Source organism: Cellulomonas sp. Leaf395 (assembly GCF_001424125.1).
Classification (GTDB): Bacteria; Actinomycetota; Actinomycetes; order Actinomycetales; family Cellulomonadaceae; genus Cellulomonas.
In genome coordinates this window covers 425,233-447,155 of the sequence record NZ_LMQI01000001.1, presented here as the reverse complement: position 1 = coordinate 447,155, position 21,923 = coordinate 425,233, and the positions used below count along the sequence as shown (strand labels likewise).

The following is a 21,923-nucleotide window of genomic DNA, read 5'->3' as shown; positions in this document are numbered from 1 at the left end:
CCCCGCCGACCGGATCAGGTCAGGGGTGCGCGGCGTGAGACGAGGTCGCCCTTGGCGTCCAGCGAGAGCTCCAGGCGCACCCGCCACGACGGCTCCGTCTCCGGGAAGTCGCTGCGTGCGTGCCCGCCGCGGCTCTCCTCGCGCTCCAGCGCGGCAGCGGTCAGGACGGTCGCCACCTGGTGCACGTTCGTCGTCTCCCACTCGGCCACCTGCGGTGCGGCCAACCGTCGACCCTCGTCGGTGCGCAGGTGCGCGTCGGTCGGTACCGCCGCGAGCGCGGCCACCGCCCGGCGCAGACCGTCGCCGGAGCGCAGCGGGCCGGGGCCGTCGGACGCGATCCGCTGCACCCGGGCGCGCGAGGCGGCCGCGACCAGGGCCTCGTCACCGGGTCGCTCCACGGGCTCGAGCCGACTCAGCGCGCCCTGCTGCACCTGCGCGGCGATGTGCCGAGCCGCCCGCGTGGCGAACACCAGGCCCTCGAGCAGGGAGTTCGACGCGAGCCGGTTGGCGCCGTGCACGCCGGTGCACGCGGTCTCCCCCACGGCGTACAGGCCGGGCAGGCTGGTGCGCCCGACCAGGTCCGTGATGACACCGCCCGAGTGGTAGTGCTGCGCGGGGGCGACGGGGACCAGGTCGTTGGTCATGTCGATGCCGTGCTCGAGCAGGCGGTCGTTGATCGTCGGGAACCGCGCGCGCAGGAAGTCGTCGCCGAGATGCCGGGCGTCGAGCCAGACATGGTCGGACCCGGTCTCCTTCATCCGCCGCACGATCGCGTGCGCGACGACGTCCCGGGGCGCCAGCTCGGCCATCGGGTGCACGTCGGGCATGAACCGCACGCCGTCGGTGTCCAGCAGCAGCGCACCCTCGCCGCGCACCGCCTCGGACACGAGCGTCAGCTGCCCCTTCACGCCCGAGCCGAGCCAGAGCACGGTCGGGTGGAACTGCACGAACTCGACGTCGCCCACTGCGGCCCCGGCGCGCAGGGCCGCGGCGATCCCGTCGCCGGTCGCCTGCGCGGGGTTGGTGGACGAGCGGAAGACCTGGCCGATGCCACCTGTCGCCAGCACGACCGCGCGGCCCAGGGCGGCACCGACGCCGTCGCGCTGGCCCTCGCCGATCACGTGGAGCGTCACGCCGCACGCACGGCCGGGCTTGCCGTCCGGTCCGGGCGGCCCCGTGAGCACGTCGAGGACGAGCGCGTGCTCGATGACCTCGATGCCCGGGTCGTCGCGCACCGCCTCGATCTGCGCGACGAGCGCGCGGGAGATCTCCGCCCCCGTGGCGTCGCCCCCCGCGTGCGCGATGCGGTCGGCGTGGTGCCCTCCCTCGCGGGTGAGCGAGATGCTGCCGTCGGCGCCCGTGTCGAACACGGCACCGCGCGCGACGAGCTCGCGGACGCGCCGCGGCCCCTCGGTGACCAGCACCTCGACCGCGCGCGGGTCGCACAGGCCTGCGCCGGCGACCAGGGTGTCCTGCAGGTGCGCGGCGGGCGAGTCCGACGGGTCCAGCGCGGCCGCGATGCCACCCTGGGCCCACACGGTCGACCCCGACGCGAGGATGTCCTTGGTGACCAGCAGCACCCGGGGCACGCGGGTGCGCAGCTCGAGCGCCGCGGTCAGGCCCGCGATGCCGGAGCCGACGACGACCGCGTCGGCCTCGACCGTCCAGCCCGGTTCCGGGGCAGCCAGCCGGGTGGCGAGGCGGGTCACCGAGCGACCGTCGCGCGACCCTCGGCGAGCGGCAGCCCGCTCGGCTGCAGCCCGTCCCAGTCGTCCGGGACCTGGCCGGGGTCGTCCCCGACCGACACGATCCGGTTGGCGTCGTCCACCAGCACGACGTGCGGCTCGTAGGTGCGGGAATCCGCGTCGGACAGCTGCCCGTACGCGATGAGGATGACGACGTCTCCGGGGTGCACCAGGTGCGCGGCGGCACCGTTGATGCAGACCTGCCCCGACCCCGGCTTCCCGGCGATCGCGTACGTGGTCAGGCGGGCGCCGTTGGTGACGTCGACGACGTCCACCTGCTGGCCGGGCAGCACGTCCGCCGCGGCGAGCAGGTCGGCGTCGACCGTGATCGACCCGACGTAGTGCAGGTCCGCCTGGGTGACGGTGGCGCGGTGGATCTTGCCGGTCATCATCGTGCGCACCAAGGACGTCACGTGCCCACCTCCACGATCGCGTTGTCGATGAGGCGCGTGGTCCCGACGGTCGCGGCGACGAGCAGCAGGGCCTCGCCGACGAACTCCCTGGGCACCTCGGCGAACGTCTCCGGGTCCACCAGCGCGACGTAGTCCACGTCGGTCCCTGCGAGCGCCGCCCGGGCCGCCCCTCGGATCTGGTCCGCACTGCCCGTGGCGAGCAGCGCGCGGGAGAGTCCGAGCGCCCGGCGGCGCTCGTCGTCGGTCAGGTAGGCGTTGCGGCTGGACAGGGCGATCCCGTCGTCGTCGCGGACGATCGGCGCGGCCTCGACGGTGACGGGAACGTCGAGGTCGCGGACCATCCGACGCACCGCCGCCAGCTGCTGCGCGTCCTTGGCCCCGAACAGCGCCACCCCGGGGCGCGTCAGGTGCAGGAGCTTGAGCACCACCGTGAGGACACCGTCGAGATGGCCCGGCCGGCTGACCCCTTCGAGCACGTCCCCGATGCGCCCCGCGCTGACCCGCACGACCGGGTCGCCGTCCGGGTACACGACCTCGGGACCGGGGGCGAAGACGATGTCGTCGGGCCCGAGCAGCCCCGGACCGGACAGCAGCGCGAGGTCGCGCTGCAGGTCACGCGGGTACCGGGCGAGGTCCTCGGACGGGGCGAACTGGAGCGGGTTGACGAAGATCGTCACGACGACCGCGTCCGCCAGCTCCCGTGCGCGCGCGACCAGCGAGAGGTGTCCGTCATGCAGGGCGCCCATCGTCATCACGACCGCCCGCCGGTGCGGGCGGGCGGAGTGCGCGGTCCCCGCGAACCCCTCGGTGCGCGGCACCGCCTGCACGTCCTGCACGGCGAGCGCCGCGGCGAGCGCCTCGCGCGTGTGCACGAGGGTCGGCGTCGTGGTCTGCGTGGTCATTCGTCCTCCTGCGGGTCCGGCCCGTCCTCCACCTGCAACGCCCCGGCATCCTCGTTGATGCCGTCCAGAAGCTCCTGGGCGGCGGCCGGCGAGATCAGGCCCGCCGCCAGCGCGCGCCCGGTCGCCGAGCGCGCCAGGGCACGGTATCCCGCGACGACGTCGACCGCCCCCGTGGTGGCCGCGAACGTGGTGAGCGCCACACCGTGCTCCCGGACCGTCCCCGCGTCGCCGCGTCGCACCGGGCCGGTGAGGGCGGCGATCGCACCGGACCCGCCGGCCGACTCGGCGCGCAGCGCACCGTCGAGCGCCGCGTCCAGCAGCGGACCGAGCATGCGACCCGGGTCGCCGACCCCGGCGGCAGCGAGCGCCTGCGCGGCCTGCGCGACGAGGACGACCAGGTGGTTCGCTCCGTGCGCCAGGGCCGCGTGGTAGAGACCGCGCGCCTCCTCCGCCAGCACCACGGGCTCACCGCCGATCTCCACGACGAGGGCCTGGCCGATGGGCAGCACCGGCGACGGAGCCGTGACCGCGAACGAGCAGCCCACGAGCCGCGCCAGGTCCAGCGACGTGCCCGTGAACGTCATCGCCGGGTGCAGCGCCAGCGGGATGACCCCCGCCGCGCGCGCCGGTGCCAGCACGTCGACCCCGAACCGGCCCGACGTGTGCACGACGATCTGACCCACCTGCCACGCGCCCAGGTCCGCCAGACCGCGCACCAGGTCCGCCAGCGCATCGTCGGGGACGGTGAGGAGCACCAGCTCGGAGCGGCGGACCACCTCGGGGATGTCCAGCACCGGGACGCCCGGCAGCAGGGTCGCCGCACGCTCGCGGGACGCCTCGGAGATGGCCGACACCGCGACCACCGGGTGGCCCGCACCCCGTAGCGCGCTGCCGAGCACCGCGCCGACCCGGCCCGAGCCGACGACGCCGACGCCGAGCCGGCCCGGGCGGGTGGCCGGGTCCGGTGGAGTCACGCGCCTGCTCCGGCGGTCGGCGGGGTCGGGTGCGCGGTGGGTTCGGACGCCCACTCCGGCGTCGTCGGTCCCGTCGTCGGCTCCGGGCGCGGGGCGTCCGTCGCGGGGACCGTCGTGGCCACCGGGTCCGGGGCGTCGAGGGTCGGTGCGCCGACCGCGCGCATCCACTGCTCCGGCGTCGCGGACGCCCGCGCGGAGCGGGCTCGCTCGGCCTGCTCGTCGAGCAGCGCCCCGGCGACGCCCGCATCGAGGTGGTGGACCCGCGGGGAGACCGGGCCGGGCGTGGTGTGCAGGACGAACGACGCCAGCCCGAGCCGACGCTGGACGGGACCCTGCGCGAGCCCGAGGGACTGCGTGCGCTCGTGCGGCACCACGTCGACGCTTCGCCAGATCCGACCCGACCGCGTCACCAGCGCCCGCTCGGTCACCCGCACCCCGTGCCGCCGCCAGCCCACGGGATCCACCCAGCGGGCCCGGCGCGGGGCCGGGGTGAACCCACCGTCGTCGTCCATCCCGGTCAGCGCGGCCTCGACGAGCGCCGCCGGGTCCTGCACGCCCAGGTCCGGAAGCACCAGCCAGAGCGCCGTCATCGCCTCGCCGCGCGTCGCCACCGGGTGCAGCACCGTGTCGCGCTGCTGCTGGTCGCCCTGGCCGTAGCCGGCGACGTTGATCTCGACGCGCCACCAGTCCGGGCCGCGCCACAGCGGACCCTGCCGCAGCCGGATGGCCTGCACCCGCCCGGGCGGCACGGTCTGCGCGCGCGACTCCGTCAGCCCGTGCCGCAGCCGGATGCCGTCGGGCGAGATCGCGGCGCGGAAGTTGGCGCCCTGGTTGATCCGGCTCCACACGAACGTGACGCCGGCGAACAGGGGCGCGAGCAGCACGAACGCGGCGCTGATGTCTCGGGACACGATGGCCAGCGTGATCGCGCCCGCGATCAGCAGCAGCATCATCGGCACGGCACCGGAGCGCAGCGTGGCGCTCACCAGTCGACCCATCGGCAGCTCGTAGACCTGACGCTCGGGAGCGACCTCGAACGGCACGGGAGCCGGCTGCGTCGCGGTCGCGTCGACCGGCGTCGCCACCGCCGCGGCTCCCGGTCGCGGACCTGGTCGCTGCAGACCGGCTGCGAGAGCGAGCAGCTCGGCGCGCAGGGCCTCCGCCTCCGCCTCGCGCAGGAACGCCAGCGACACGGCCGAGCCGCTGCCCCCGGCCACCTCCAGCTTGAGCTCGGCCAGACCGACCAGCCGGGCCAGCAGGGGCTGCACCACGTCGACGGCCTGCAACCGGTCCAACCGCGCCTGACGCTGCTGCCGGAAGAGGATGCCGGTGCGCAGGTGCACGGCCTCGTCGGTGACCGCGAACCGGGTCACCCGCCACGCGACGGCCGAGTACCCGAAGCCGATGAGCCCGATCAGCAGGATGCCGCCGATGAGCGCGAGGAACGCCGTCCCGTGCAGGAGGTCGATGGCCTGCTCGATGTTCTCGCCCACCTGGAACCACCCGATGGCCAGCACCGCGACCAGGACCTTCCAGCCCTTGAGCGCCGGGGTGACCGGGTGCATCCGCCGCCAGCCGGTGACGTCCTCGTCGCTCACGCTCTCGACATCGGAAGCGCTCGGCGTGCTGGGTGTACCGGGCGCGCTGGGTGTGCCGGGCACGCTGGTCACAGCCCCGCCAGCCGCGCCTCGCCGCGGGAGGCCATCCGGTCGCGCAGGCGCGCGGCCTCGTGCGGCGGGAGGCCGTCGATCGACGCGCTCGTGGCGGGCGACGCCGTGTGCAGCTGGACGGACGCGATCCCGAACTTGCGCGCCAGCGGCCCCGCGTTGACGTCCACGTACTGCATGCGGCCGTACGGGACCACGACGAGCGAGCGGAACATGATGCCCCGCCGCACCAGCAGGTCGTCGGCGCGCTCCGCGTACGCCATGGCGCGCACCTGTCGCGGCACCAGCCACACGATCCACCCGACGAGCAGCGCCACCAGGGCAGGGAACACCCAGACCCAGGGCTCACCGACGACGACCGCCATGACCACCAGCAGCGCGAGGACCGGCCCGAGCACGATGGCCGTGACCGTCAGGCGCGCCCCGACGAGCCGGCTCGACACCGGCGTCCACGTGACGTCGGTCGGGTCGAACGGCTCGCGGGAGCCGGGGACGGCGTCGGAGGTCATGGGGTCATCCTTCCACCCGCTCAGGGAGCGCTCGGATCCGCCGCCGGGCGCTCGCGCGCCGCCTCGGACCCGGCCTCGGGCGGAGGCACCCGGCAGAACCACTCGACGACCAGACCGACGACGGCGAGCACCACGGCGCCGGCCGTCGCGATGCCGGCGGCGATCGCGCGCGACCCGTTCCCCGGCACGCTCAGGTCGGTGACCAGAGCCAGCACCTGGCCGCCGTACCACCCGGCGAGGAGCGCGCCGGTGTAGCAGGACGCCTTCGCCAGCACCGCGGTCCGCGCCGCCCGGATCGGGTTCAGCAGCGGCCGCTTGCCGCGCAGGAACTGCCGGACGGCCCACCCCATGGAGAACACGACCCCGGCGATGAGCAGCTCGACGGCGACCACCAGGGGCGGCACCGACGGGGGCATCCCGCCGCGGTCGGCGACAGCTCCGAGCACGATCCACGTGACGGCGGCCGCGACCGCCGTGACCAGCAGGAGCGTCTGCCAGCGCGTCCGGTGCATCACGTGTCCTGGGCCTCCGGACCCGCCTGCCCGGCCGGCACGGCGCCGGTGTCACCGCTGACCGCGTGGATCGGGGTGGTGAGCCAGTCGAGCGCCAGCCAGCGCACGCCGTCGCGGTCGGGTGCGGTCGCGGCCAGGGCACCGACCGGTCCCCCGCCCAGCCCCGGCAGCACCGCGTCCGGCTCGACCTGTGCCCACGGCTGCAGCACGAACGCGCGCTCGTGCGCTCGCGGGTGCGGGAGCTCGAGGTCGTCCGTCACGGCGAGCACCGAGCCGTACAGCACGATGTCGATGTCCAGCGTGCGAGGACCCCACCGCTCGTGCCGCTCACGCCCGTGCGCCTGCTCGATCGCCTGCACGGTCCGCAGCAGAGCCCGCGGGGCGAGCGTCGTCTGTGCCAGGACCACCGCGTTGAGGTAGTCGGACTGCTCGGGCCCACCCACCGCGGACGTGCGCGCCAGCGCCGAGACGTCACGCACCTGGATCCCCGGGGTCCGGGCCAGCTCGGTCACGGCCTCGCGGAGGGTGTCCTGCGCCGGCCCCAGGTTGGCGCCCAGGGCCAGCACCACCTCGACCGGCCCGTCGGGCTCCTGGTCGAGGGCGTCCGTGACCAGCTCGCCGACGACGACCGCCGCACCCGGCTGGATCGGCTCGAGCTCGGTCGACGGGCTGTCCGGCCCTGCCGAGAACGCACCCGGCGCGGGGGCGACCGACTCGCCCCAGGTGCCGGCCGCGAGCACCGGCGCCCCGGGTGCCGGGGTCACCGGGAACGCCGCCGTCGCCGTCGGCAGCGGGCGCGACACCGGGGCGGCCTCCGCGACCGCGCGAGCGACGTACGGCTCCGCGGCCGGCAGCTTGGTGCGGTCACGGTGGATGGCGACGACCACGTCGTCGAACGGCACCTGGATGGGTGCGTTCGGCTTGTGCACGGCCACGTCGACCGCCTGCACGACGCCCGACGCCAGGACGGTCGCCGCGATGCGCTCCGCGACCGTCTCGATCAGGTCGACGGGCTCGCCCGCGAGGACCGCCGCGACCTTCTCCGCGAGCTCGCCGTAGTTCAGGGTGTGGGCCAGGTCGTCGCGCGCGGCTGCCCGGCGCGTGTCGAGGTGGACGACGACGTCCGCGACGAACGTCTGGCCCTCACGCCGCTCGTGCTCGAACACGCCGTGGTAGCCGAAGGCTGTGATGCCCGACAGCCTGATCTGGTCGAGCCGGCGCCCGCTGGTGTCCAGCGCGTCCTGTCGGCTCTCGTCGTGCATGGTCACCGCGTGCTCCCTCCGGTTCTCGCGTCCTCGTCCACTGCCAGCTCGTCGTCGGTCTCCGACCCGTCCGCGCTCTGCCCCTGCTGCCACGCGGCGGCGACTCGCACCGCGTCGGCCGAGCCTGCCACCTCGTGCACCCGCACGCACCAGGCTCCGGCGGCCGCCGCCAGCGCAGACACCGCGGCGGTCGCCCGGTCCCGTGCGAGCGGTGGTGCCGGCTCGCCGTCCGGGCCCGCCAGCAGGTGCCCGAGGAACCGCTTGCGGCTGGCACCGACCAGCACGGGGAACCCGTCCGCCACCAGCTCCGGCAGCCGCGCGAGCAGCGGCCAGTTGCTGCTCCCCGCCTTCGCGAAGCCCAGACCGGGGTCGAGCACCACCTGCTCGTCCCGCACCCCGGCCGCACGCAGCGCAGCGACACGCACCGCGAGCTCGCGCCGCACGTCGGTCACGACGTCGTCGTAGTCGTCGAGGTCGTCCATCACGTCGGCGTGCCCGCGCCAGTGCATGGCGACGTACACCGCGCCCGTCCGGGCCACGACGCCGTACATCTCGTCGTCGGCCAGTCCGCCGGACACGTCGTTGATGAGCGAGGCACCGCGCTCGACGGCCGCCTGCGCGACCACCGCGCGCGTCGTGTCGATGCTCACGGTCGCCCCGTGCCGCACCAGCTGCTCGATCACGGGGAGCACCCGGGCCAGCTCGTCGTCGACGGCCACCCGGCGCGCGCCCGGCCGGGTCGACTCCCCGCCGACGTCCAGCAGGTCCGCCCCCTGCTCGACCAGCTCCAGGCCGTGCGCCACCGCCGCGCCGGGCGTGAACCAGCGGCCACCGTCCGAGAAGGAGTCCGGGGTGACGTTGACGACGCCCATGACGAGAGTGCGACGCAGAGCGTGCAACCGCTCGGACAGCGGTGCCGGACGGGCGGAGGTGCCGGGACCAGTCACGGTGTGAGCCTAGGGGCCGACGCGTCGGTCGATCAGTGCCCGAGCACGAGGCTCATGGCCTCGGCTCGCGTGGCGACGTCGCGCATCTGCCCCCGGACCGCGGAGGTCACCGTGCGCGACCCGGGCTTGCGGACGCCGCGCATCGACATGCACAGGTGCTCGCACTCGACGACGACCAGCACACCGCGCGGCTCCAGCTCGGCGACGAGCGCGTCGGCGATCTGCGACGTCAGCCGCTCCTGCACCTGGGGCCGGCGCGCGTACACGTCGACCAGCCGGGCCAGCTTGCTCAGACCCGTGATGCGACCGTCCGTGCCGGGGATGTAGCCGACGTGCGCGACGCCGTGGAAGGGCACTAGGTGGTGCTCGCAGGTGGAGTACACCTCGATGTCCTTGACCAGCACCATCTCTTCGTGGCCGATGTCGAACGTGGTGGTCAGGACGTCGCCGGGCTCCTGGTAGAGGCCCGCGAAGATCTCCCGGTAGGCCCGGGCGACCCGCGCCGGGGTCTCCCGCAGCCCTTCGCGGTCGGGGTTCTCCCCCACCGCGAGGAGCAGCTCCCGGATGGCGGCCTCGACGCGGTCCTGGTCGTACTGGCCCACGGCTGCACCGGTGAACGTCACCGGTCCGATGCCGGTCGGGACTCCGTTGCCCTGCGCAGCTGCGTCCACGTGCTCCCCTACGCGTCCGGCGTCTGCGACGGCGGGACCTGGATGATGTGGTCCGACGGGAAGCCGAACGCCTCGGCCGCCTCGTCCTCCGGGATGATCGGGTGGCCGTTCAGCGCGGCCAGCTCGCTGGGCGTCATGACCGGCGGACGCTCCGAGACGGCGCGCTGCTCGCTGGACAGCCAGACCTGGCGCGGCGGGCGCTTGGTGATCGGCGCGAAGATCGTGGCCAGCTGCTCCTGGTTGAGCGTCTCCTTCTCGAGCAGCTCCAGCACCAGGGCGTCGAGGACGTCGCGGTACTCGACCAGGATCTCCCAGGCCTCGTCGTGCGCGCGCTCGATGAGGGCGCGCACCTCGAGGTCGATCGACGCCGCGATGTCCTCGGAGTAGTCACGCCCATGGCCCATGTCGCGGCCCATGAAGACCTCGCCGGAGGCCTGGCCGAGCTGGATCGCCCCGAGCCGGGCGCTCATGCCGAACTGCGTGACCATCTTGCGTGCCGTCGCCGACGCCTTCTCGATGTCGTTGCTGGCACCCGTCGTCGGGTCGTGGAACACCAGCTCCTCGGCGACGCGACCGCCCATGGCGTAGGACAGCGTGTCCAGCAGCTCGTTGCGGGTGGTCGAGTACTTGTCCTCGGTCGGCATCACCATCGTGTACCCGAGCGCGCGACCACGCGGCAGGATCGTCACCTTGGTGACCGGGTCGGTGTACCGGAGCGCCGCCGCGACCAGGGCGTGACCGCCCTCGTGGTACGCGGTGATCTTGATCTCCTTGGAGTTCATGATCCGCGTGCGCTTCTGGGGTCCCGCGATGACGCGGTCGATCGCCTCGTCCAGCGTGTGGTCGGTGATGGTCTGCTGGCCGGTGCGGGCCGTGAGCAGCGCCGCCTCGTTCAGGACGTTGGCAAGGTCGGCGCCCGTGAACCCGGGGGTCCGGCGGGCGACGACGTTCAGGTCGACGTGCGGCGCCATCGGCTTGCCCTGCGAGTGCACCGTGAGGATCCGCTCGCGGCCCTTGAGGTCCGGCGGGTCCACCGCGACCTGGCGGTCGAAGCGACCAGGGCGCAGGAGCGCGGGGTCGAGGATGTCGGGGCGGTTGGTGGCCGCGATGAGGATGACGTTCGCGTTGACGTCGAAGCCGTCCATCTCGACCAGCATCTGGTTCAGCGTCTGCTCGCGCTCGTCGTGCCCGCCGCCCATCCCGGCGCCACGGTGGCGGCCGACGGCGTCGATCTCGTCGATGAAGATGATCGCGGGGGCGTTCTCCTTGGCCTGGTTGAACAGGTCACGGACACGGCTGGCGCCGACGCCGACGAACATCTCGACGAAGTCCGAGCCGGAGATCGAGTAGAACGGCACGCCCGCCTCACCGGCGACCGCGCGGGCCAGCAGCGTCTTGCCCGTCCCCGGAGGGCCGTACAGCAGGACGCCCTTGGGGATCTTGGCGCCGACGGCCTGGAACTTGGCCGGCTCCGCGAGGAACTCCTTGATCTCCTGGAGCTCCTCGACCGCCTCGTCGACACCCGCGACGTCCGAGAACGTGACCTGCGGGGACTCCTTGCTGACGAGCTTGGCCTTCGACTTGCCGAAGCTCATGACGCGGGAGCCGCCACCCTGCGAGTTCGACATCAGGAACCAGAAGATGGCCAGGATGATGATCAGCGGGAGGACGAAGCTCAGGAGGCTCGCCCACCACGCGGTCTGCGGCACGAGCGAGGTGTAGCCCTTGTCCGGGTCCGCCTCCGCGATCGCGGACACGACCGCCTCGCCCTGCGGCACGACGTAGTTGAACTGGACCAGCTTGCCCAGGTTCTCGTCACCCTTGGTGAAGTCCTCCGTGAGCGTCAGGTCGACCCGCTGGACACCCTCGGTGATCTTGGCCTGCTCGACCTTCCCGTCCTCGATCAGCGCCATGCCGTCCGAGGTGTCTATCTTGCTGATCTTCGGGGCGGCGAGGGTGGACGCGCCGATGTACAGCAAGACCACGGCAATGACGACCCACAGGATGGGGCCACGGGCTAGGCGCTTGACGTTCATGGGCGATCGGGGCATAGCCCCTCAACCTCCGCTCGCGGGACTGGTGGCCTCGAAGTTACACGGAGTTCCTGAGGGATCTGGACCGTGTTCACCGAGGGCGCACTCCGGTAGGGAGACCGCTCAGGCGCCGTAGACGTGCGGGGCGAGCGTGCCCACGAACGGCAGGTTCCGGTACTTCTCGGCGTAGTCCAGGCCGTAGCCGACGACGAACTCGTTCGGGATGTCGAACCCCACGTAGCGGACGTCGACGTCGACCTTGGACGCCTCGGGCTTGCGCAGCATCGTCGCGATCTCGACCGTAGCCGGGCCGCGGGAGCGCAGGTTGGACAGCAGCCACGACAAAGTCAGACCGGAGTCGATGATGTCCTCGACGATGAGCACGTGGCGGCCGGTGAGGTCCGCGTCGAGGTCCTTGAGGATCCGCACGACGCCGGACGACTTGGTGCCCGAGCCGTACGACGAGACCGCCATCCAGTCCATCTGCACCGACGAGTGCAGGCGGCGCGCGAGGTCCGCCATCACCATGACCGCACCCTTGAGGACGCCCACCAGGAGCAGGTCCTTGCCCTCGTAGTCGGCGTCGATCTGCGCCGCGATCTCGTCGAGCCGCTGGTGCAGCTGCTCCTCGGAGAGCAGCACCCGCTCGAGGTCGTCGCCCATGTCCGCAGGGTCCACCGCAGTTGCTCCTCTTGATCAGCGCCCGTACTGCACCAGTCACAGTGCCTCCCGCTAGGCGGGGGCCGGGCCAAGGGCAAGCCTGCCACACGCCCGCACGGCCGCGACCCCGCCCGGGAGGGCGACCGGACCCTGCCCGTGCCAGTCCGTGACGAGGGCGTCGACCGCCAGGACGTGCGTCCGGCGCAGGGAGCCGGCGGGGCAGCCGGCGGCGATCGCGGCCGACCGCAGCGCGCGGGAGCGCAGGGCGGGTGGGGCCGTGTGCAGCGTGTCGACGTCCAGGCCGTCGGCCGTTCGCGCGGCAGCCAGCAGGTCCTCCGCCAGCGCGTCGAGGAGGTCCGCGTCGTCGCGCAGCTGCGCGGCGGACCGGGCCAGCGCTTCGGCCACCCCCGGCCCGAGGACGCGTTCCAGCGTCGGCAGCGCGTCATCGCGGACCCGGCTGCGCAGCGATGCGTCGGCGTGCGAGCCGTCGTTCGTCGGGTCGTGCCAGGGCCGCAGGTGCAGCGCCGCGCAGGCGGCCAGCGTGTCGGCGCGGCGCAGACCCAGCAGGGGCCGTCGGAACCGACCCCGGATCGCCGGCATGCCGGAGAGCGCCCGGGCACCCGACCCGCGCGCGAGCCCCAAGAGCACCGTCTCGGCCTGGTCGTCGAGCGTGTGACCGAGCAGCACGACCGCCGCGCCGAGCTCGTCGGCGACCTGGTCCAGCGCCGCGTACCGGGCGTCCCGTGCAGCCGACTCGCCGCGCCCGTCCACCTCCACAGCGACCACCACCGCCGGCAGCCCGAGACCTCGGCAGACCGTCGCGGCGTCGTCGGCCACCTGCGCCGACCCCTCCTGCAGGCCGTGGTCGACGACGACCGCGTGCGCGCGCCACGGCGTCCCCGTCCGCGTGGACCGCTGCGCGACGAACGCCGCCCCCGCCGCGAGCGCCAGCGAGTCGGGACCGCCCGAGCACGCGACGAGGACCAGCGCGTCCGCCGGCAGGTCGGCGACGGTGGCGGTCACCGCCGAGCGCACTGCCGCGACCTCGCGGGCGGGAGCGTTCATGCGGTCACCCGTGAACTCTGCGCACCCAGGCGCTCGGATCGACGATCTCCTCGGGCAGCGGCAGGTGGTCGGCCGACGACCACACCGCGTTCAGCCCCTCGAGCCCGACGTCCTTGCGCACGGCCCGGACGAACGCGGCACCGTCGCGGTACTGCGCCAGCTTCGTGTCGAGGCCGAGCAGCCGGCGCAGCACCCGGTCGACCCCACGAGACCTCGACGCCGCGTCGCGTCGCGCCTCGAACGCCTTGCGGATCTTGCGCACGCTCGGCACCACCCGGGGGCCCACCTCGTCCATCGCCACGTCCGCGTGGCCCTCGAGCAGCGCCATCACGGCGCCGACCTCCTCGAACACGACCCGCTGCCGCGCCGAGAGCAGGTCGAGCACACCCACCCCGTCGTCGGCACCGCCCGTGACGGCCCGCGCCACCGCCTGCAGCAGCTCCCCCACCCGCGGGACGAGGGCCTTGTCGGCAGCCAGGTCCGTCAGCAGCTCGGCGGCCCGCGTGCGCAGGTGGTCCGCGAGCCATGGCGCCGCGGCGAACTGCAGCGCGTGGGTCTGCTCGTGCAGCGCCACCCAGAGGCGGAAGTCGGACGGGTCCACCTTCAGCCGGCGCTCGTGGTGCAGGACGTTCGGCGCGACGAGGAGCAGGCGGCCGCGTCCGTCGGTCGACGTGAACGGGTCGAACTGGCCGAGCACCTTGCCGGCGAGCAGGGCCAGCACGCTCCCGACCTGCACCGCCGCGGCAGAGCGGGCCGCGGCCGACGGAGCCGCCCCCGCCAGCGGCCCGGTCATCGCGGCGAACACTTCTGCGTTCGCCTGCGCCCAGCGCGGCCGGTCGACCACGAGGACCGTCGACACCTGCTCCGGCGCCGTCCCGTCCGCGGCCGCGAGGCCGGTGATCGCCGAGGCGTGCACGGCCGCGCGGGCCGCGGCGTCGCGCAGCTCCTCGACGAGCGCGGTCAGCTCTGCACGGTCCGCCACCGGTCCCGGCGCAGCCAGCCGGCCGGCGATCCGGGTGGCGAGCTCCCAGTCGACAGGTCCTTCGGGGGTGGTGTCCACCCGGTCAAACTAACTGCAGCCGCACCCGGACAACGCGGTGACGAACGAGTCGATGGCCGCGCGGGGGCCCCACTGGCCGCCGTCGGGGGTGGCGTCCGCGAGCACGACGAAGACCAGCTGACGCGCGTCGACGTCGAGCACCGTGCCGGCCAGCGACGTCACGTGCGGCAGGCTGCCGGTCTTGGCGCGCACGAGCCCACGGGCCGGCGACTGCGAGTAGCGGTCGCTCAGCGTGCCCGTCAGTCCGGCGATGGGCATGCCCGTCGCGACGTCCCGCAGCACGCCGTGGGCGGGGTCCGTGGCCAGCCGCAGCAGGCCGAGCAGGAGGTCCGGCGGCAGGACGGAACCTGCCCCGAGACCCGACGCGTCCGACAGGTGCGCGCCGGCGGTGTCGACGCCGGCGACGCCGACCGCGTGCAGGACGGCCGTCGTCCCGCCCTCGAACGACGCCGGCAGCCCCTGGTCGATCGCCACCAGCCGGCTGACCACCTCGGTGATCGCGTTGTCCGACGTGTCCAGGAAGTGGTGCACGATGCCGTCGAGCGTCGCGGACTGCACGACGCCGATCTGCCGCCCGTCCGGCTTCGCCGTCCGTCGCGGGGTTCCGTCGACCGCGATCCCGGCCTCTGTCAGCCGCTGCGCGAACGTGTTGGCGGCCGCTTGCGACGGGTCCGCGTACCTGGGCGGGTACTCGCCGGGGCGGATCTTCGCGGTGTCGACGGCGAGCGCCGTCACCGGCGCGACGAACCCCGCCGCGACGTCGGCCAGGTTCCACGTGGGGCTCAGCGTCGGGCCGGAGAACAGGAAGTCGTCGAAGCCGAGGCTCACCGTCGTCACGCCCTCGAGCTGCAGCTCCTTGGCCACCTGCGCGGCCAGGTCGGCCAGCCCGGCGTGGCCCTCCACCGCCGTCGGGTCGCCCGCGCCCGCGGCGAGCATCATGTCGCCGCCGCCGACGAGCACGATGCTGGCGCCCGAGCCACGCACGACGCTCGTCGGCAAGGTCACGTCCGGACCGAGGGTGCTCAGGGCGGCGACGGCCGTGACCAGCTTCGCCGTCGACGCCGGGGTGCGGCCGTCCGCCGGCAGGTGTGCCCCGAGCACGTCACCCGTCAGCTGGTCCGCGACCACCACGCCGACGCTGGCACCCATGCGCGGGTCCTTGACCAGCCCGTCGACCAGCGCCTGCACGTTCGCCGCCGCAGGGACCGGCGCCTGCGGGTCGAGGTTGGCCAGCGCGGGGACCGTGTCCACCGGCTCGACCGCGCCGGGGGCCGTCGGGAAGGGCAGCGGGTCCGGCGGCAGCTCCTCGAGCGTGACCATCCCGGGGGCGACGTCGTACGCGTCCGCCGTCACGTACGCCCCGCCCGCGAGCACGAGGACCAGCGCGGTGATGCCGACGACTCTCGCTGCTGTGGTCATCGTCACCCGCCCCGCTCATCACCCCGGTGGGACGCCCCGTCCCGCGGTGCGTCAGACTACTGTCCGAGACAAGGGCGCCCCAGACACCCCGGCGCGCCGCACGACGACGAGTGTCGCGACCGCGGGTCCCGTAACCTGGGCGCGGACGTGGGGCGGAGGAGCAGCTGTGGAGTTCGACGTCACGATCGAGATCCCGAAGGGTCAGCGCAACAAGTACGAGGTGGACCACGCCACGGGGCGCATCCGCCTCGACCGGATGCTGTTCACCTCGACCCGCTACCCGGACGACTACGGCTTCATCGAGGGCACCCTGGGCGAGGACGGCGACCCGCTCGACGCGCTGGTGCTGCTGGAGGAGCCGACATTCCCCGGCTGCCTCATCCGCGCCCGTGCGCTGGGCATGTTCCGCATGCGCGACGAGGCCGGCGGCGACGACAAGGTGCTCTGCGTCCCGACGGGCGACCAGCGCGCCGCGTGGCGCCAGGACATCGACGACGTGTCCGACTTCCACCGCCTCGAGATCCAGCACTTCTTCGAGGTCTACAAGGACCTGGAGCCCGGCAAGTCGGTCGAGGGCGCCCACTGGGTAGGCCGCAGCGAGGCGGAGGCAGAGATCGAACGCAGCCGCCAGCGCGCCATCGACACGAACTACTACAACCACTGACCTCCGCTCCACCCACAACGTCCGCACATTCGAGCGTCCTGACGCTTGAATGGGCGGACGTTGTGCTTGCTCCCGTGGTCGTCCGCAGATTCGGTGGTCCTGGCGCTCGGATGCACGGACGCTAGAAGAGGCTGACGGGCAGGGGTTTACGGGCGGCCCGCGAAGGGCATGGTCTTGCCCCAGCGCATCGAGGTCGTGCGCAGGGGGTCGCCGGGCTTCGAGGCCTCCATGATCTGGCCGCCGCCGGCCCAGATGGCCACGTGGTAGATCGCGTCCGGGTTGTTCGGGTCGGTGGACCAGAACACGAGGTCGCCGGGGCGAAGCTCGTTGTAGCTGATCTTGAGGACCTGCTTGTACTGGTCGCGGGTGGTGCGCGCGAGGTTGACGCCGGCGGTGCGCCACGCGCTCATCGTCAGGCCGGAGCAGTCGTAGCCGTCGGGACCGACGCCGCCCCAGATGTACGGCAGCCCCGTCTTCGTCTGCGCCCAGGCGAGCGCCGCCGCTCCGCCGCCTGCCGATCCGCGGGAGCGGCCGGTGCCCAGGCCGTACGGGTTCGACGGCGCGGGCGCCGTGACCGGAGGAGCGGTGACCGGCGGCGGGTTGGTCGTGACCGGGGGCGGGTTCGTGGTGACCGGGGGCGGGTTCGTGGTGACCGGCGGCGGGTTCGTGGTGACCGGGGGCGGGTTCGTCGTGACCGGCGGCGGGTTGGTGGTGACCGGCGGTGTGGTCGTGGCGGGCGGGTTCGTCGTCGCCGGCGGGGCCGTGGTCCCGCCACCGCCCGCCGGAGGTGCGGTGGTGGTCGGCGGCGCGGCGACCGGTCGCAGGGCGGCCGCGCGGGCGGCGGCCTCCTCGCGCTCGCGGCGCTGCTGGTCGACGAAGTCCTGGCGGGCGCGCTCGACCTCGGCGCTGGTCTGGCGGGCGGCTGCCAGGGCGGTGATGAGCCCGTCGCGCTCGGCGGTGGCGGCGGTCTGCGCGGCGGCGGCGTCCGTCTGCGCCTGCTCGGCGGCGGCCAACGCGTCGGCGGCCGAGGCCTTCGCGGCCTTCGCCGCCTCGGCGGCCTCGGTGGCGCGCTCGGCGAGCGTGGTGGCGACGAGCTGGGTCGCCCGGTACTCCTGGACCGCCTCGTCGGCCTTGCCGCTGATGCGGTCGAGCGCGGTCGTGCGGCGGGCGACGTCCTGGAAGCCGTCGGACGACAGGAGCGCCTGGAGCAGGTCGGTCGAGCCGCCGGACCGGGCGACCTCGCGGGCGATGGCGACGAGCTGGCGGCGGGCGTCCTCGGCGGTGGCTGCCGCCTCCGTCGAGCGGGCAACGGCGTCGTCGGAGGCCTGCTGGGCGGCGTCGGCGTCGACGACGGCCCGGTTGTACGCCTCGCCTGCCTGCTGGACCTTGAGCTCGGCGGCGTCGGTCTGCGCGCTCAGCTGGGCGAGGCGGACCTCCATCGAGGCGACGGAGCGCTCCGCGGACTGCACCGCGCCCTGCGCACGCTCGACGTCCTGCGCGGACGGGGGTGTCGGGTCGGCGAGCGCGCTGGAGGCGCCCGACGCGAGCAGGGTGGCGACGAGCGCGCCGGCGACCAGGCCCCGTGAGGCCCTGCGCATGGTCGTGCTGTGGCTCACCTGGACGCCCTCCCCGACGTGGAATGACCGGCCTTCCGGCGGCTGTTCTCGGGGGACGCTACCGGCGGAAACCTCAGAAGAGAACACGTGTCACACCAGTCCCACGAGTCACATCGATGTGCTTTGGGACGAACCGGACAGGATCAGGCAGAGATCACCCGTTTGCCGCGATGACACCTGATGAGAAGCCCGATGGTCACATTCTGAGACGGCTGTTTCAGTCGTCGGACGGATCCGCCTACTCTCAGCCCATGTCCCGCCGAATGTGTCGCTGACCCAGCGCACGCTCGGCTGTGCCCGCGGGCAGGTCGCCCACCCGGCGCCTCGACGTCCCGCCCGAGCCATGGCTCGATCCGTGCGCCACTCCACCCCTCCGCGGGACGGATGTCGGCTGCCCGAAGCCCTCCGCGGATCCCAGAGATCCCTTATCGACGACGGAGCGCAGAACGATGAGCAACGAGAGCTGGAACTTCGAGACCCGCCAGATCCACGCCGGCCAGACCGCGGACCCCGCCACGGGCGCCCGCGCGCTGCCGATCTACCAGACGACGTCGTTCGTCTTCGACTCCGCGCAGCAGGCCGCCGACCGGTTCGCGCTCAAGGAGCTCGGCCCGATCTACACGCGCATCGGCAACCCCACGCAGGAGGTCGTCGAGAACCGCATCGCGGACCTCGAGGGCGGCGTCGGTGCGCTGCTCGTGTCGTCGGGCCAGGCCGCCGAGACGCTCGCCATCCTCAACATCGCCGAGGCCGGCGACCACATCGTCGCGAGCCCGTCGCTCTACGGCGGCACGTACAACCTGCTGCACTACACGCTGCCCAAGCTGGGCATCCAGACGACGTTCGTCACGGACCCGCATGACGCGCAGGCGTGGAAGGACGCGGTTCAGCCGAACACCAAGCTGTTCTTCGCGGAGACGATCCCCAACCCGAAGGCGGACATCCTCGACATCGAGCTCGTCGCGGGGGTCGCGCACGAGTCCGGCGTCCCGCTGATCGTGGACAACACGGTGGCGACGCCCTACCTGATCAACCCGCTGGCGTGGGGCGCGGACATCGTCGTGCACTCGGCGACGAAGTACCTGGGCGGTCACGGCTCCGCGATCGGTGGCGTGATCGTCGACGGCGGCTCGTTCGACTTCGCGCAGCACCCCGAGCGGTTCCCCAACTACAACACCCCCGACCCGTCGTACAACGGGCTGGTGTTCGCGCGGGACCTCGGCGTCGGCGGCCTCTTCGGTGTCAACCTGTCCTTCATCCTCAAGGCGCGGGTCCAGCTGCTGCGCGACCTCGGCTCGGCGATCTCCCCGTTCAACGCGTTCCTCATCGCGCAGGGCATCGAGACGCTGTCGCTGCGGATCGAGCGGCACGTCGAGAACGCGGAGAAGGTCGCTGCCTGGCTGGAGGCGCGTGAGGACGTCGGCACCGTGCACTACGCGGGGCTGGAGTCGAGCCCGTGGCACGCCGCGCAGCTGAAGTACTCGCCGCGCGGAGCCGGCGCGGTGCTCGCGTTCGAGCTCGAGGGCGGCACCGAGGCCGGTCAGGCGTTCGTGTCCGCGCTCGAGCTGCACTCGAACGTCGCCAACATCGGGGACGTGCGCTCGCTCGTCATCCACCCGGCCTCGACGACGCACAGCCAGCTCACGCCGGAGGAGCAGGCGCTGTCCGGCGTGACCCCCGGCCTGGTCCGGCTCGCCGTGGGCATCGAGCACATCGATGACATCCTGGCTGACCTGGATGCAGGGTTCCGCGCTGCGAAGGGCGCCTGACCGAACATGAGCACGACGCCGCCGAGACCGTCGGACCCCGTCGCGGGGACCGACGGCTCGGCGGTGCACCCTGAGAGGACGCGCGTGCCCGACCTGACCACCCTGCCCCCCGTCCGACCGCGCACTCTCGGGTCCCGCACCCCCGCGGCCGACCGGCCACCGGTCCCGGCGAGCGCGGCCTGGCGGGAGGGCCACCCCGTGGGGCGTCGGCAGTTCGCGGACCTCGGCCCGCTCAAGCTCGAGTCGGGCGGGCGGCTCCCGGCCGTGCGGCTGGCGTACGAGACGTGGGGCGAGCTGAACGAGGACGGCACCAACGCGGTGCTCGTGCTGCACGCGCTGACCGGCGACTCGCACGTGACCGGCGAGGCCGGCGACGGGCACCCGACACCGGGCTGGTGGTCGTCGATGGTCGGGCCGGGAGCGCCGATCGACACCGACCGCTGGTTCGTCGTCGCACCCAACGTGCTCGGTGGCTGTCAGGGCTCCACCGGACCCGCATCGCCGGGACCCGACGGCACGCCGTGGGGCAGCACGTTCCCCCTGCTGACGGTCCGCGACCAGGTCGCCGCCGAGATCCGCCTGTCCGACCTGCTCGGCATCGACGCGTGGTCGCTCGTCATCGGCGCGTCGCTGGGCGGCCTGCGCGTGCTGGAGTGGGCGGCCAGCGCCCCCGAGCGCGTGGAGGCCATCGCGGCGATCGCCACGGCCGCGCAGACCTCCGGGGACCAGATCGCCGGGTTCCACACCCAGCTCGCCGCCGTCCGCGCCGACCCGCGTTACCGCGACGGCGACTACTACGACGCAGCCGACGGCGACGGTCCGCACGTCGGCCTCGGCCTGGCGCGACAGATCGCGCACCAGACCTACCGCAGCGCCAAGGAGCTGGACCAGCGGTTCGGGCGCATCCCGCAGGGCGGCGAGCAGCCGCTGGAGGGCGGACGGTTCGCGGTGCAGTCGTACCTGGACCACCACGGCGACAAGCTGAGCCGCCGGTTCGACGCGAACACCTATGTGGTGCTCACGCGGACGATGATCACGCACGACCTCGGCCGCGACCGCGGAGGAGTCACGGCCGCGCTGGGCTCGATCACCGCGCGGGCCCTCGTCATCGCCGTCGACTCCGACCGGCTCTTCCCGCCCGCGCAGTCCGAGCGGATCGCGGCGGGCATCCCCGGCGCCGAGCCGCTGCGGACCATCCACTCCGACTACGGCCACGACGGCTTCCTCATCGAGGAGGACCTGGTGGGTGGTTACGTGCACGAGTTCCTCGAGCGGGGCGCGCGCGACTGAGCACTGCGGCACCATGGGCGCTATGCCCTCCGCCGATCTCGCCGACGCCAGCACCGCCCTGCACGCCCAGTGGGACCGCCTGCGGTCCTGGGTCGCCGACGTGGTCGACGACGACGTCGCCGACGACCCGTCGGTGCTCGACGGCTGGACCGTCGCGGAGCTCGTCGCGCACCTGGGCCGCGCGATGGAGGCGCTCGCGGTGTGCGTGCCGCTGCCCGAGGGCACCGTGCCGTTCACGCTCGGCGAGTACGTCGGCACGTACGCCGACCGCGCCACGGACATCGCGGAGACCACCCGGAAGCTGGCGGCCGAGATCGCGCACGACCCGATGTCCGAGGTCGACGCCCGCGCCCGCGCAGCGTTCAAGAAGCTCGACGAGCTGGGCCCGGACGACCTCGTCGTGCAGGCCCGCCGCGGTCCGGTGCTGCTCAGCACGATGACCGTCTCGCGGGTGCTGGAGCTGGTGGTGCACGCCGACGACCTCGCGCGGTCGGTGCGACGCGGTCCGGACCCCGTGGACCCCGGCGCGCTCCAGCTGGTGGCCGACGCGCTCCTCGAGATCGTCGTGGCCCGCGGCGGCTGGAGCCTCGAGATCGCCGACGCCCGCCTGTGGGTCCGGCTCGCGGCCGGCCGCCAGGTGTACGACGTCGACGAGCTGGCCCTCGCCCTGCACCCGCGCTACACGTCCGACGGGGTGCCGGACCTCGGTCGGATGCTGCCCATCCTGTAGCCCGTCCCACGGCCG

The 21,923-nt window shown here is 73.6% G+C and carries 20 protein-coding genes; 4 read left to right on the top strand and 16 right to left on the bottom strand.

Annotated elements, in window-relative coordinates:
- Positions 1–14: 14 nt before the first annotated feature.
- From ASG23_RS02120 to dacB, 15 genes are all read right to left on the bottom strand, one after another.
- On the bottom strand, positions 15–1,709 hold the full coding sequence (locus tag ASG23_RS02120; RefSeq protein WP_056019367.1) for an L-aspartate oxidase: 1,695 nt from the start codon (positions 1,707–1,709) through the stop codon (positions 15–17).
- Positions 1,706–2,158 carry an aspartate 1-decarboxylase gene (panD, locus tag ASG23_RS02115; protein WP_056019364.1) on the bottom strand — a complete coding sequence of 151 codons (453 nt, stop codon included), beginning with the start codon at positions 2,156–2,158 and terminating at the stop codon, positions 1,706–1,708. The genes ASG23_RS02120 and panD overlap by 4 nt, the downstream gene beginning before the upstream one ends.
- The gene (gene panC / locus ASG23_RS02110) at positions 2,155–3,060 is read right to left on the bottom strand and encodes a pantoate--beta-alanine ligase (protein ID WP_056019361.1); all 906 of its coding nucleotides are present in this window, start codon (positions 3,058–3,060) and stop codon (positions 2,155–2,157) included. Before panC ends, panD begins: the two co-directional genes overlap by 4 nt.
- Positions 3,057–4,034: a Rossmann-like and DUF2520 domain-containing protein gene (locus tag ASG23_RS02105; RefSeq protein ID WP_056020671.1), complete on the bottom strand. Its 978-nt coding sequence runs from the start codon at positions 4,032–4,034 to the stop codon at positions 3,057–3,059. The genes panC and ASG23_RS02105 overlap by 4 nt, the downstream gene beginning before the upstream one ends.
- On the bottom strand, positions 4,031–5,632 hold the full coding sequence (locus tag ASG23_RS02100) for a PH domain-containing protein (protein WP_235520810.1): 1,602 nt from the start codon (positions 5,630–5,632) through the stop codon (positions 4,031–4,033). Before ASG23_RS02100 ends, ASG23_RS02105 begins: the two co-directional genes overlap by 4 nt.
- Before the next feature lie 68 nt (positions 5,633–5,700).
- Positions 5,701–6,210 (bottom strand): PH domain-containing protein, encoded by a 510-nt coding sequence (locus tag ASG23_RS02095; protein WP_056019358.1) that lies wholly within the window; start codon positions 6,208–6,210, stop codon positions 5,701–5,703.
- A 20-nt stretch (positions 6,211–6,230) separates the two neighbouring features.
- Positions 6,231–6,722 (bottom strand): DUF3180 domain-containing protein, encoded by a 492-nt coding sequence (locus ASG23_RS02090; protein WP_056019354.1) that lies wholly within the window; start codon positions 6,720–6,722, stop codon positions 6,231–6,233.
- On the bottom strand, positions 6,722–7,984 hold the full coding sequence (gene folK / locus ASG23_RS02085; protein ID WP_056019352.1) for a 2-amino-4-hydroxy-6-hydroxymethyldihydropteridine diphosphokinase: 1,263 nt from the start codon (positions 7,982–7,984) through the stop codon (positions 6,722–6,724). The genes ASG23_RS02090 and folK overlap by 1 nt, the downstream gene beginning before the upstream one ends.
- A 2-nt stretch (positions 7,985–7,986) precedes the next feature.
- A complete protein-coding gene (folP, locus tag ASG23_RS02080; protein WP_082515672.1) occupies positions 7,987–8,856 on the bottom strand; it encodes a dihydropteroate synthase in 870 nt (289 codons plus the stop codon).
- A 107-nt stretch (positions 8,857–8,963) separates the two neighbouring features.
- Positions 8,964–9,563 (bottom strand): GTP cyclohydrolase I FolE, encoded by a 600-nt coding sequence (gene folE / locus ASG23_RS02075; protein WP_056020665.1) that lies wholly within the window; start codon positions 9,561–9,563, stop codon positions 8,964–8,966.
- Positions 9,564–9,610: 47 nt separating this feature from the next.
- Positions 9,611–11,638, bottom strand: coding sequence for an ATP-dependent zinc metalloprotease FtsH (ftsH, locus tag ASG23_RS02070; RefSeq protein WP_056019349.1), 2,028 nt, complete (start codon positions 11,636–11,638; stop codon positions 9,611–9,613).
- A gap of 120 nt (positions 11,639–11,758) precedes the next feature.
- Positions 11,759–12,313: a hypoxanthine phosphoribosyltransferase gene (gene hpt, locus ASG23_RS02065; RefSeq protein ID WP_055916816.1), complete on the bottom strand. Its 555-nt coding sequence runs from the start codon at positions 12,311–12,313 to the stop codon at positions 11,759–11,761.
- A 54-nt stretch (positions 12,314–12,367) separates the two neighbouring features.
- Complete coding sequence (gene tilS / locus ASG23_RS02060) at positions 12,368–13,360, bottom strand: tRNA lysidine(34) synthetase TilS (protein WP_056019346.1); 993 nt, start codon at positions 13,358–13,360, stop codon at positions 12,368–12,370.
- Between the two features lie 4 nt (positions 13,361–13,364).
- Positions 13,365–14,420, bottom strand: coding sequence for a zinc-dependent metalloprotease (locus ASG23_RS02055; RefSeq protein ID WP_056019343.1), 1,056 nt, complete (start codon positions 14,418–14,420; stop codon positions 13,365–13,367).
- 9 nt (positions 14,421–14,429) lie between these two features.
- The gene (dacB, locus tag ASG23_RS02050) at positions 14,430–15,839 is read right to left on the bottom strand and encodes a D-alanyl-D-alanine carboxypeptidase/D-alanyl-D-alanine endopeptidase (RefSeq protein WP_056020662.1); all 1,410 of its coding nucleotides are present in this window, start codon (positions 15,837–15,839) and stop codon (positions 14,430–14,432) included.
- Positions 15,840–16,005: 166 nt separating this feature from the next.
- Between dacB and ASG23_RS02045 the strand changes: the two genes are divergently transcribed.
- Positions 16,006–16,503, top strand: a complete 498-nt coding sequence (locus ASG23_RS02045; RefSeq protein WP_055916810.1) for an inorganic diphosphatase — start codon at positions 16,006–16,008, stop codon at positions 16,501–16,503.
- Positions 16,504–16,649: 146 nt separating this feature from the next.
- Here ASG23_RS02045 and ASG23_RS20655 read toward each other — a convergent pair whose 3' ends face one another.
- Complete coding sequence (locus ASG23_RS20655) at positions 16,650–18,119, bottom strand: C40 family peptidase (protein WP_056019339.1); 1,470 nt, start codon at positions 18,117–18,119, stop codon at positions 16,650–16,652.
- Positions 18,120–18,568: 449 nt separating this feature from the next.
- Between ASG23_RS20655 and ASG23_RS02035 the strand changes: the two genes are divergently transcribed.
- The 3 genes from ASG23_RS02035 (at position 18,569) to ASG23_RS02025 (ending at position 21,908) form a co-directional block, all read left to right on the top strand.
- Positions 18,569–19,888 carry a bifunctional o-acetylhomoserine/o-acetylserine sulfhydrylase gene (locus ASG23_RS02035; protein ID WP_056019337.1) on the top strand — a complete coding sequence of 440 codons (1,320 nt, stop codon included), beginning with the start codon at positions 18,569–18,571 and terminating at the stop codon, positions 19,886–19,888.
- Positions 19,889–19,972: 84 nt separating this feature from the next.
- On the top strand, positions 19,973–21,178 hold the full coding sequence (metX, locus tag ASG23_RS02030; RefSeq protein ID WP_442856799.1) for a homoserine O-acetyltransferase MetX: 1,206 nt from the start codon (positions 19,973–19,975) through the stop codon (positions 21,176–21,178).
- Positions 21,179–21,200: 22 nt separating this feature from the next.
- Positions 21,201–21,908 (top strand): maleylpyruvate isomerase N-terminal domain-containing protein, encoded by a 708-nt coding sequence (locus ASG23_RS02025; protein ID WP_056019333.1) that lies wholly within the window; start codon positions 21,201–21,203, stop codon positions 21,906–21,908.
- The last annotated feature ends 15 nt before the right edge of the window (positions 21,909–21,923 follow it).